The sequence below is a fragment of the Rhizobium sp. P2_G9 genome, from assembly GCF_056403475.1.
Genome location: NZ_JBFUFK010000005.1, coordinates 207,647 through 219,419 on the forward strand (window position 1 = coordinate 207,647; position 11,773 = coordinate 219,419).

General features: G+C 64.4%; 9 protein-coding genes. 5 read left to right on the forward strand and 4 right to left on the reverse strand.

All coding sequences use genetic code 11. From position 1 onward, the window contains the following. Positions 1-2 precede the first annotated feature (2 nt). Positions 3-1,133 carry an AGE family epimerase/isomerase gene (locus AC1DYF_RS06485; RefSeq protein ID WP_477875871.1) on the forward strand — a complete coding sequence of 377 codons (1,131 nt, stop codon included), beginning with the start codon at positions 3-5 and terminating at the stop codon, positions 1,131-1,133. On the opposite strand, the gene AC1DYF_RS06490 is transcribed toward AC1DYF_RS06485, so the two are convergent. After that, entirely contained in the window at positions 1,088-1,615 is a 528-nt protein-coding gene (locus AC1DYF_RS06490; protein ID WP_477875872.1) for an NADPH-dependent FMN reductase, read from the reverse strand. The two genes, AC1DYF_RS06485 and AC1DYF_RS06490, sit on opposite strands and share 46 nt — an antisense overlap. Before the next feature lie 212 nt (positions 1,616-1,827). Here AC1DYF_RS06490 and AC1DYF_RS06495 point away from each other — a divergent pair, with 212 nt between their 5' ends. From AC1DYF_RS06495 to AC1DYF_RS06510, 4 genes are all read left to right on the forward strand, one after another. Continuing rightward, the gene (locus AC1DYF_RS06495; RefSeq protein WP_477875873.1) at positions 1,828-3,252 is read left to right on the forward strand and encodes an MFS transporter; all 1,425 of its coding nucleotides are present in this window, start codon (positions 1,828-1,830) and stop codon (positions 3,250-3,252) included. 70 nt (positions 3,253-3,322) lie between these two features. Continuing rightward, positions 3,323-4,765 (forward strand): FAD-dependent oxidoreductase, encoded by a 1,443-nt coding sequence (locus tag AC1DYF_RS06500; protein WP_477875874.1) that lies wholly within the window; start codon positions 3,323-3,325, stop codon positions 4,763-4,765. 229 nt (positions 4,766-4,994) lie between these two features. Then, positions 4,995-6,245, forward strand: a complete 1,251-nt coding sequence (locus AC1DYF_RS06505; protein ID WP_477875875.1) for an FAD-dependent oxidoreductase — start codon at positions 4,995-4,997, stop codon at positions 6,243-6,245. 8 nt (positions 6,246-6,253) lie between these two features. After that, on the forward strand, positions 6,254-7,669 hold the full coding sequence (locus AC1DYF_RS06510; RefSeq protein ID WP_477875876.1) for an FGGY family carbohydrate kinase: 1,416 nt from the start codon (positions 6,254-6,256) through the stop codon (positions 7,667-7,669). 24 nt (positions 7,670-7,693) lie between these two features. Here AC1DYF_RS06510 and recQ read toward each other — a convergent pair whose 3' ends face one another. The 3 genes from recQ to AC1DYF_RS06525 all read right to left on the reverse strand — a co-directional run bounded on the left by recQ (position 7,694) and on the right by AC1DYF_RS06525 (position 11,233). After that, entirely contained in the window at positions 7,694-9,553 is a 1,860-nt protein-coding gene (recQ, locus tag AC1DYF_RS06515; RefSeq protein ID WP_477875877.1) for a DNA helicase RecQ, read from the reverse strand. Positions 9,554-9,670: 117 nt separating this feature from the next. Continuing rightward, positions 9,671-10,258, reverse strand: coding sequence for a sterol desaturase family protein (locus AC1DYF_RS06520; protein ID WP_477875878.1), 588 nt, complete (start codon positions 10,256-10,258; stop codon positions 9,671-9,673). Positions 10,259-10,810: 552 nt separating this feature from the next. After that, positions 10,811-11,233, reverse strand: a complete 423-nt coding sequence (locus AC1DYF_RS06525) for a hypothetical protein (protein ID WP_477875879.1) — start codon at positions 11,231-11,233, stop codon at positions 10,811-10,813. Between the last annotated feature and the right edge of the window lie 540 nt (positions 11,234-11,773).

Below are 11,773 nucleotides of genomic sequence, written 5' to 3' on the forward strand. Positions count from 1 at the left end.
GCGTGTCGCTTAACCGCCTCAAGGACTATTTTGTCGAAGCCGTCTTGCCGGTCTGGGCCGAAACGGCCTTCGACGCCGATGCCGGCCAGTTCATGGAAGGCCTGCAGACCGATGGTTCCGCCGATCCGAGCGGCGTGGTCCGGACGCGCACGGCAGCGCGCGAAATCTATGTCTTCGCCCAGGCAAGCGCACTCGGCGTGGCCCCGGAAGGCGCGCTCGACAAGGCCGAACGCGCCTTCGCCAGTCTCCGTGCCACGGCCTGGATCGGCGGCGACAGGCCCGGCTTTGCCCGGACGATCAATTACAAGACCGGCACGATCGTCGATTCCGAGCGCGACCTTTACGACACGGCCTGCGTGCTGCTGGCGCTCGCCTGGCTGGCCGAGGCGACCGGCAAGCCGGCCTATGGCGATCAGATCGAGGAACTGATCGCGGCGATGGACATCACGCTCGCGGCCCCGCATGGCGGCTGGGCGGAAGACAGCACCGGCAGCGTTCCACGGCGGCAGAATCCGCATATGCACTGCTTCGAATCCTTCCTGGCGCTCTGGGAAACCGATGCCGATCCCGCCCATGTGGCCCGCGCCGGCGAACTCTACGGCCTGTTTCGCGCCCGGTTCTTCCACGATCCGACCGATACGCTCAGAGAATATTTCGGCCCGGCCTGGGAGATGTCCGACACTTATGGATCAGGGCGAATCGAGCCCGGCCATATGGCGGAATGGGTGTGGCTGGTGGGACGCTATGCCCAATTCACCGGCATGGACTTGAGCAGCCTGACCGGCAGGATTCTTGCGACCACCGTCAAGCTCGGCATCGATGCCGGCACGCCCTTCCTGGTGGATGAAACCGATCTTGACGGCGTTCCGGCGAAGCAAAGCCGGCGGCTCTGGCCGCAAGCGGAGCTGATCAAGGCCTATATCACCCAGGCGCGTGCGACGGGGGATGAGAGCTATCTGGAGAAGGCTGACGCCTTGGCGGCGGCGCTGTTCGAGACTTATCTCGCAGAGACGGCCGCCGGGACATGGCGTGATTGTTTTGATCTCGATGGGCGCCCGATTGCGACGTCTATTCCGGCGAGCTCGCTCTACCATCTCTGGACGGCGGTGGCGGAATTGCTGCCGTCGGATTGACTGCTATAGCTACGAGCGTTGCGGCGGCGGGGTACGCCACAAGCGCCGCCGGGCTGCTGCATGGCGGGCATGTTGAGGAAGACCAGCGATTGGCGCAGGTGATGGTTGGCGCCGAAGGCGCCGATGGCGCCGGGCGAAATGCTCATGATCGCCGCGGGCTTCTTGTCCCAGACGCTCTTGCCATAGGGGCGCGAGCCGACATCGATGGCGTTCTTCAGCACGCCCGGCACGGAGCGGTTATATTCCGGGGTGACGAACAGCACGGCCTGATGGGCATTGACCGCGTTGCGGAATTCGGTCCAGGCCTGCGGCGGGGTTTCTTCGTCCAGGTCATGGTCGTAATGCGGCAGCGCGCCGATCTCGACAATGTCGAGCTTGAGGGTCTCGGGCGCCAGGGCTGCCAGCGCGTGCGCTGCCTTGCGATTGAAGGAGTGCTTGCGCAGGCTGCCGACGAGCACAGCGACTTTCGTTTGGTCCGGCATAGTTCGTTCTCCTTTGGGGAAATTCTGGCATGCGGAATGCGTCACGCTCTTACCATGACGGAGCCATGTTGCGCCGTCTATTGCGTCAACACTGCGTCCACGCAGATTGCACAATGAACATGCTGCAGTGCAAGAGCTTGCACTTTCCGATCGCAGGCAAACGCGGTAGTTTCCCGACACGCCCCGCCCAAACGACTCATCGGAGACAATGCATGCACGATCGGCCCCCGGCGGATGAAACGGCTGTGCTGCAGGCACGCCCGTCCGCAAGCGCAATCGCGCCCGCGCATGCCGCGGACGAAGACGGGCTGCCGACCCCGCGGCGATACGTCGCTGCGGCGGCGCTGCTGGCGGCCATCGTGCTTGCGGTGCTGGATGGCGCCATCGCCAATGTCGCGCTGCCGACGATCTCGAAGACACTTGCCGTCTCTCCGGCCGAATCGATCTGGGTCGTCACCGGCTACCAGATCTCGCTCGTGGTGGCGCTGCTGCCCTGCGCGGCGCTGGGCGAAAGTTTCGGCTATCGCCGCGTTTTCATCCTCGGCGTGGTGATTTTTACCGCTGCCTCGGCGCTTTGCTCGCTGTCGCCATCGCTGCCCTGGCTGATTGCCGCGCGTTTCCTGCAGGGCCTCGGCGGCGCCGCGATCATGGCGCTCCTGGCCGCGAATCTGCGCTTCACCTATCCGCAGCGGCTGGTCGGCACGGCCATCGGCTGGAACGCGCTTGCCGTGGCACTGTCTTCCGCCGCCGGCCCGACGATCGGCGCCAGCATTCTCTCCGTTTCGAGCTGGCCATGGCTGTTTGCGGTCAACATCCCCGTCGGCATCATCGTGCTGATCGCCTGCCGCGCCTTGCCGCAACATGAGGGAACCGGGCGGAAGATCGACTATCTCAGCGTGGCGCTGAATGGCGGCTTCTTCGCACCACTTGTTGTCGGCGTCGATTCGCTGACGACGCGGCCGGTCATCGCGGCCGTGCTGCTGGTCATCGCGGCCGTCAGCCTGGTGGCGCTGGTGCGCCGGGAGATGCATCGCGAGGCGCCGCTCATCCCGCTCGACCTATTGCGCAGCGCGCCATTCCGGATTTCCGTCATCGCCTCGGTCTGCTGCTTCACCGCACAGATGGTCAGCTCCGTGGCGCTGCCCTTCTACCTGCAGCACGCGCTCGGCCAATCGCCCTTCGTCACCGGCCTCTACATGACACCCTGGCCGCTGACGGTCGCCGTCGCAGCGCCGGTGTCCGGACGGATGTCGGTGCGCATTCCAACGGCCTGGCTCTGCGCCGCCGGCGGCATATGCCTCGGTATCGGCCTGATCCTCTGCGCGCTCTACCCATTCAGCAAAAACCTGATCCCGCTCGTGCCGCTGACCATGATCTGTGGACTGGGTTTCGGCTTCTTCCAGACGCCCAACAACCGCAACATGCTGATGTCCGCCCCCAGGCAGCGCAGTGGTGCCGCCGGCGGCATGCAGGGCACGGCCCGGCTTGCCGGCCAGACGGTTGGGGCGGTGATCATGGCGCTGCTGTTCACAGTGGCGCCACTTRCCGTGGCGCCGCGCATCGGCCTTGCATTGGGTGCGGTTCTCGCTGTCGCGGGCGGCCTCACCAGCCTGCTGAGGGCGGGCCACGCGTCCTGACCGCGCTCATGCCTATCCATGATCTCGCCTCTATGCTAACCCGGATGGCGAGCCAGGGCAGCGAGGCGGAATGACCGGGGAGATCTACGATATCGCCATCATCGGCGCCGGCGTCGTCGGTTGCGCCACCGCGCGGCGACTGGCGCTGGCGGGAAAACGTGTCCTGGTGCTCGAAAAGGGCGCCGACATCCTTTCCGGCACCAGCAAGGCCAACAGCGCCATCCTGCATACCGGCTTCGACGCACCGCCGGGCAGCCTCGAATTGCAATGCATGCAGCGCGGCTATCGGGAATATCTGGAAATCCGCCAGTCGATGAACCTGCCGCTGCTCGAAACCGGCGCGATGGTGGTCGCCTGGAACGAGGAGGAAGAGGCCCGGCTGCCGACACTCGAAGCCCAGGCGCACCAGAACGGCGTCAGCGATGCCCATTGCATCGGACAAAAGCAAATTCTGGCGCGCGAACCGCAGCTTTCGGACAGAGCCCGCGCCGCGCTGCTGGTGCCGGGCGAGCATATCATCGACCCCTGGTCGCCGTTCCTCGCCTATGCGATCCAGGCGATCGACGCGGGCGGACGTTTCGTCTTCGATGCGGAGGTGACAGGCGGGGCCTTTGACGGTGCGGTCTGGACCATCGAGACCGGAAAAGGCCGTTTCTCCGCCCGGACGATCGTCAATTGCGCCGGCCTCTATGGCGACAGGATGGAGCAGCGCCTGCTCGGCGCTGCGAGCTTCGGCATCCGGCCGCGCAAGGGCCAGTTCGCGGTCTACGACAAGGCGGCCAGCCAATTGCTGACCACGATCATCCTGCCGGTGCCCAGCGACCGGACCAAGGGCGTGGTACTCTGCCGTACCGCCTTCGGCAATGTGCTGATCGGCCCGACAGCCGAAGAGCAGGAGGACCGCAGTCTTGCCGCAGTGACCGAGCCGGAACTGAAGATCCTGCTCAATCGGGCGGAGATGATGCTGCCCGCGCTCAAGCACATGCCGGTCACCGCGCTCTATGCCGGATTGCGACCGGCGACCGAAGAGAAATACTACCGCATCCGCCACGAAGCCGACCGGAACTGGCTGACGATCGGTGGCATCCGCTCCACCGGCATGACGGCGTCCCTCGGGCTGGCGCAGCATGCCGCGCGGCTGCTGCTGGGCGAGGCCGATATGCCGGCAAGCCGTGCCGCACTGCCGCAGATGCAGAACCTTGCGGAGCACTTGCCGCGCGACTGGCAGACGCCAGGCTATGGCGAGATCGTCTGTCACTGCGAAATGGTGACGCGCCGCGAGATCGAGGCAGCCCTCGCCGGCCCATTGCCGCCGGGCGATGCCGGCGGGCTGAAGCGGCGGACGCGCTGCACGATGGGCCGCTGCCAGGGGTTTAATTGCCTTGGGCGTCTGGCGGAGCTGACCGCTGGGCGATTGCCGCATCCGTTTCCGGGAGTGGCGGCCGGGATCCAGACACTCGGCTCGACCCGTCCTGCTGACATCCGCCAAGAGGAGGGCAATCGCGAATGCTGAGATACCCCCCTCTGTCCTGCCGGACATCTCCCCCTCAAGGGGGGAGATTGGATGGGGCGCAGCCTCGCCCCAATCATCTGTCGTATTCCCAGCACTCGACGGCAGTTCGAGGCAGGGAGTCCGCCCCTGGCCAATCTCCCCCCTTGAGGGGGAGATGTCCGGCAGGACAGAGGGGGGTGCCACACGCGATTGCACTGCCCAATGGCCCCGCTTCACCAGGGCTACAGCCATGACAGCCACTACTGGCGAGCAAGCTCTCCCCCCAGTCGAACGCCCCGCTGTGCTGATCATCGGCGCCGGACCCGCTGGCCTCGGTGCCGCCGCGGCACTGCGCCAGGCCGGCGCCGGCAGGGTGGTGGTCGTCGAACGGCAGATGGAAGCGGGCGGCATTCCCCGGCATTGCGGTCATTCGCCCTTCGGCATGCGCGAGTTCCAGCGCATCCTCTCCGGCAAAAGCTATGCCCGACGGCTGGTCGATACGGCTGTGGCGGCCGGCGCCGAGCTTCGCCTCGGCCATTCGGTTGTCAGCCTGTCCGAAGGACCGCGGGTCATGGTCGCGACGCCGGACGGCATCCGCATTTTCGAACCGCGGCAGGTGCTGCTTGCCACCGGCATCCGCGAGGCGACCCGCGCCGGCCGCCTTGTCTCCGGTGGACGCCCGGCCGGCATCATGAATACTGGGGCGCTGCAGGACATGGTGTTTCTTCGCCGGCTAAGACCATTCCGGCGGCCGGTCATCGTCGGCACGGAGCTTGTATCGATGTCGGCGATCCTGACCTGCCTGACGGCCGGTGCCCGGCCGGCCGCGATCGTCGAGCGCGGCCCGCGCACGATTGCGCGCGCGCCCTTTGGCTGGCTGCCGCATGTCATGCGCATTCCGGTTTTCCATGACGCGGAGATTGCCGATATTATCGGGGTCGCAAAGGTCGAAGGCGTGAACCTGCGCCGCGCCGGGGGATCGCTGATCCGGATCGACTGCGATGGCGTGCTGTTCACCGGCGGCTTCACGCCGGAGGCCGGTGTGGCGCGCATGTCCGGCATGTCAATCGATCCGAAGAGCCTCGGTCCCGTGGTCGACACATGCGGGCGCACCAGCATGGCCGGGCATTACGCCGCCGGCAATGTGCTGCGCGGCGTCGAAACCGCTGGCCATTGCTGGTCCGAAGCGCGCAGGGTGGCGGCTGCGATGATGGCTGATGCCAATCGTGGAGCCGCGCCCGCCGCCACTCTCCTCGAAGCCGGACCCGGGGTGAAACTCGTCATGCCGCAGCGGCTTGCGCCGGCGCAAAAGCCGGCTTTCGAGAGTATTGAGGTCAGGCTGGACCAATGGCTGGACGGCGAACTTGCCGTCGAGCAGGATGGCCGCGTGCTGTGGAAAAAACGTCTCGTCAGCGGGCCGGAGCGCCGTATTTCCATACCAGCCGACGCCCTGCCACAGGGCCAGGCCGGCACGCTTCGCATCGTCGCACGCAATCAATAGGATCCGCCATGCGCATTGCCGCCATCGACCAGGGAACGACATCCACCCGCGCGCTGGTGTTCGGCAGTGACGGTCCTATCGACATCGCCGGCAGCCAGCGGCATCAGACCAGTTATCCCAATGCCGGCTGGGTCGAGCAGGACGGCAATGAACTGATCGCCAACATAAGCAAGGTTCTGGGCGAAGCCGGCCCGGTGGATGCCATCGGTCTCGCCAATCAGGGCGAGAGCTGCCTTGCCTGGGATGCGGTGAGCAAAGAGCCGCTGTCGCCGGTGATCGTCTGGCAGGATTCACGCACCGCGCCGCTGCTCGAGGCAATGGCGCAAGACGGTGCCACGCAAGACGTCGCCACCCGCGCTGCCCTGCCCCTTGATCCCTATTTCTCCGCCAGCAAGCTCGGCTGGATCATCGAAAACCTGCCGGCGGCGCGGACGGCGCTGGACGCCGGCCGCCTGCGGCTCGGCACGACGGACGCCTTTTTCCTCGACCGCCTGACCGGCCACTTCGCCACCGACCGGGCTACCGCCTCGCGCACCAGCCTGATGAATATCGAAACCGGGCAATGGGATCCTGAACTGTGCCGGCTGTTCAAAGTACCGATCCATTGCCTGCCGGAAATCCGCGCCAACACAGCCGGCTTCGGCGCGATCGACGGCATTGCGGTGACGGCTGCCATCGTCGACCAGCAGGCCGCACTTTACGGCCATGGCTGCCGCGAACGCGGCGACGCCAAGATCACCTTCGGCACCGGCGCTTTCGCGCTGGCCGTGACCGGAGCCTCCGTGCCGCGCGAGGCGCTTGCTGCCGGCCTTGTCCCCACCGTCGCCTGGGATTTGGGCGAGGGCCTGGTCTATGCGCTGGATGGCGGCGTGCAGGATGCCGGCTCGGCGATCGAATGGGGTGTCCGCGCCGGTCTCGCCACGGGCCTCGACGATTTCAACGGGCTGGATCGCCACAACACCGCCATCGATCGCGGCCTGATCTTCGTGCCAGCCTTTTCCGGCCTGGGCTGTCCCTTCTGGGACCGCAGCGCCAGCCCGCTGATCATCGGACTTCGCCCGGATATGGGCCGCGGCGACATGTGCCAGGCGTTGCTCGAAGGGGTCGCCCTGCTGACCGCCACTGTCCTCGACGTCATGCGAGAGCATGTGCCGCTGGCAACGTCGCTCTCGATCGATGGCGGCCTGTCGAAGAATGGCTATTTTTCCGGTTTTCTTGCCGATTGCAGCGGCTTCGAGATTGTCGTCAACGATTTTTCCGAGCGGACCGCCTATGGCGTCGCATCGCTAGCGGCCCGCGCTCTCGGCGAGGATTTGCCGCTGTCCTCGCCGGCATCGCAGAAATACGCGCCGCAACCTGTCAGCGGCGCGTGGCGCTCCCGTTTCGACGAAGCGATCCGCCGCAGCCGCGGCTGGCATCGCTGATATCGGCCGGGACGACAGCCGAAATCATTCCTCATGCGCCCGGATGACAGCGAGGAAAGCGTCGCCATAGCGTTCAAGCTTGGATTGCCCGACGCCGGAAATGCCGAGCAGTTCATCGCGGCTGGTCGGCCGTTCCGTGGCGAAGGCAACCAGCGTCGTGTCGGGAAAGACGACATAGGGCGGCACCGATAGCTCTTTCGCGATCGCCGTGCGGACGGCACGCAGGGCCTCGAACAGCGTGATCTCTGCGCCCTCCAGTGCCGATTTGGCATTGGCCGAGCGCGCCGACGGGGCCTTCGACGCCTTGCCCTTGGTCGGGCGATCCTTGCGGAACAGCACCTGCCGTTCGTGCTTGAACACGGCGCGGGCCTCCGGCTCGAGCTTGAGCGCGCCAAAGGCATCGTGATCGACGCGGACAAAGCCGGCGGCAAGCAGCTGGCGGTAGACGGATTGCCAGGTCTTGGCGGGAAAATCCTTGCCGGCCCCGAAGATCGGCATGCTCGCATGGCCGAAGCGGATGGTCCGGTCGTTCTCATGGCCGAGCAGCACCTCGATCAGATGACCGGCGCCGAAACGCTCGCCGGTGCGGTAGATCGCGGCCAGCGCCTTGATCGCCGCTTCCGTGCCGTCCCAGGTCTCGACCGGCTTGAGGCAGGTGTCGCAATTGCCGCAATTGCCGGCATGCGCCTCGCCGAAATGGGCGAGGATCGACTGGCGCCGGCAGGTGGGCGTCTCGCAGATGGCAAGCAGGGCGTTGAGCTTGGCACGCTCGACTCGCTTGACGTCATCGGCCGAAGCGTTCTCATCGATCATCCGCCGGCGCTGGATGACATCGGCCATGCCATAGGTCATCCACACTTCCGACGGCAGGCCGTCGCGGCCGGCGCGGCCGGTCTCCTGGTAATAAGCCTCGACGGAGCCGGGCAGATCGAGATGGGCGACATAGCGGACATTCGGCTTGTCGATGCCCATGCCGAAGGCGACGGTGGCGACCAGGCAGAGCCCCTCCTCCTTGAGGAAAGCATCCTGGTGGCGGTCGCGTGAGCTGCGTTCCATGCCGGCATGGTAGGGCAGCGCGCGAATGCCCTGCTGCTCCAGCCATTCGGCCGTATCCTCGACCTTGGCGCGCGACAGGCAATAGACGATGCCGCTCGATCCCGCATGGCGCGACAGGAAGCGCAGCAATTGCTGGCGCGGCTGGTCGCGCTCGACGATCTCGTAGGCAATATTGGGGCGGTCGAAAGAGGTGGTGAACACCTGGGCATTGCCGAGCGCCAGCTTGTCGATAATGTCATCGCGCGTATGCGGGTCGGCGGTCGCGGTCAGCGCCAGGCGCGGCACGCCGGGATAGAGGTCGGCCAGCTGGCCGAGTTCGCGATATTCCGGCCGGAAATCATGGCCCCATTGCGACACACAATGCGCCTCGTCGATGGCGAACAGCGCGATCCGGGCATTGCCGATCAAGTCCTGGAAACCCTGTGTGACGATCCGCTCTGGCGTGACATAGAGCAGGTCTAGCGCACCATCGGCGATCGCCCGGCGGACATCGAAAAATTCCTCGCGCGTCAGCGACGAATTGAGCGCCGCGGCCCGCACGCCAAGCTGCTTCAACGCCTCCACCTGGTCGCGCATCAGCGCGATCAGCGGCGACACGACAATGCCGACGCCGTCTCGGCAGAGCGCCGGGATCTGGAAGCACAGCGATTTGCCGGCCCCGGTCGGAAACAGCACGACCGCATCGCCGCCGGACAAAACCTGCTCGATCACCGCCCCCTGCTTGCCGCGAAACGAGGAATAGCCATAGACCCGCTTCAGCACGTCGAGCGGCGCTTTGGCGCCTTCCGGGCCGAAAATCGTGTCGAACTGGCTTTGGGTTTGCGGCATGGAATCGGTCTCAAGCAAAGCGCGCACTATGGCACAGGTTCATTCGTCTCCGCGAGTATGCCCGGGCGCACGTCCACATGAACCGCGACAACCATGATCGTGCCGTCGCCGGGAGCGTCAGACCGTCCCCTCGCTCCTTTTGGCTGTCGTCGCGGGGTCCGGCAGTATCGTGCCGAAAACATAGTCCCAGAATGGCGACGAGACGCCGTAATTGCCCTCGTCGGTCGAGGCGTGATGTTGCGCATGTCGGCGCTTGGCGCGATAAAGGTAGGTGTCGTGCGGGATGCGCCAATGATGCATGGCGTGGTGCATCAGGCCATAGGTCAGGTAGCCGAGCGTCATGCCGATGGTGAAGCCCGAGGCAGCGCCGAAACCGAAGGTCAGCCAGGACGGCAGCAGCACGCCGAGCGCCATGAAGGAAAAACTCATCCAGACGGGGGTATCGATCAGCTCCGTCGGTGTGCTGTGATGCTGGTCATGCAGGTTGCGGAAGTAAACGACATGGTGCAGGACCGCGCGGTGGATGATGTATTCCACCAATGTCCAGACAAAACCGCCGACCGCAATCATTGCCAGCCAGGCCCACGGCCGCCCGTCATAGTGGAGGAAATAGGCTGCAACCAGCGCGACGACCACGACTGGATAGACGATGAAATCGGCAAAATATGCAACCCGATTGGACGTCTTGTTGAGCGGCTGCTTCATGGACCCTGCTTGCTGCTTTGCCGCGACACCTGCCCGAGAAGTGCCGCACGATGTGTGGAATGACCCGGTCTCTTTGCGAGATAGTATTGAACATAGAGTGGGGCGGGTCGCAATCGGCAATATGGGGATTGGGGGGTGTTTTGGGAAATTGGCGGGTGGGCGTGTTCGGGCTGGCACAGTGGGGGGATGGGGAACATAGTGAGAGGTTGGTTGACGTGCATCAAACCTGTGAGCCGCACGCGCTTGATCTCCCAATGAATGGGCCTTGGTAATTCGGAAGGATGGAATCAGCTGTCTCGACGGCGTAGGCGAGTTGGCTGAAATGACGACTTGTCCACTTCGTTGGTTTCCGATCTCTCATGAGCGACCAAGGTGATAAAGGAAATTGCCGTTTCTTTAATCATCAATGGGCCGGACTTTAATCCATTCTGGAGGAAATTACCCGTGGCAGGTCACCAGTTACAAGGTCCACGAGTTTTTCAAATCTCCTTCTCTCCCACGTTTTACGGCCATCGCGAGTGAGATGGTTGCGCTTGACCCAGAGATACAGGCCTATCGCGCCTCTATTCCTTGAGCTAACCATTGTTGCAGCATCCGCTTGCGCGCCAGCACGTTGCTGCCAATCGCCAGCTTCACATCCCCGATGAACGAAGCCAGCGACGGCAGCTTGTCCCCTCCCCGGATAGCCCATTTGTAGGCCTTGCGGATAGCGTACGTGGGGTATTCCTCCAGTTCGTCGGCCCAGACCTCGACCATGGCATTTAGCTTACCTTGGTCCCCGGTGTAGAGGTTGAAGGCGGCGAACATCTTGAGGATTTGCGCTTCCAGCTCCGGGCCGCGTGTCCGTGCCGGCGCCAACAGCTCAGAAAGCGATTTGACCGACAGGGAGACGGCCTGCATCAGCTCCGGCGTCCTCTCCGGCCCCTTCGGAGGCTTGCCGCCCACCGACACCACCGTCAGCTGGTGAGATTCCATAGCGGTTAGCCACGCTTGAAGCGAAGGCGGCAGCAAATCCACTACGAGCCTTTCCGCCAACACGGTAGCCTCGTCGGCTGTCCGAGGAGACACGACGGCAATGGCTCCGCCATGTTGCAGCCCAATCGGACTTCCGTCCCCCACCCTTGGCGTTGCCGCTATTCCAGTAATCGGAGAAGTCGTCCCATTCGAAGCTGATGCGGTCGGCGTCCCAGGCGAAGGCGGTGTGTGCCCATTCTCCCCATTCGAGCGGCGGGATGCCTCCGCTTGGCTCAAGATACTCTGAGAGGCGTTGGAGAGGGTTTGCACGGAAAGAGGCTTTCGTTGGCTTGGGGGATACAGGGGGAATGTTATCTGGGTTGTTAAATTGGTCTATTAATGGGGGTCCATCTGCCGGACTACCCCTAGTACCTCTGCACAGAGATTATGACTCTTTGGCGATTGGGTTTGGGTATGCTTTGGCAAGTTTGGCGCGGGCTTGCTCGGTTGAGAACATCCATTTGATGCGGGCTCCACTTTGATTGCGTCGGTGTTCCCAAG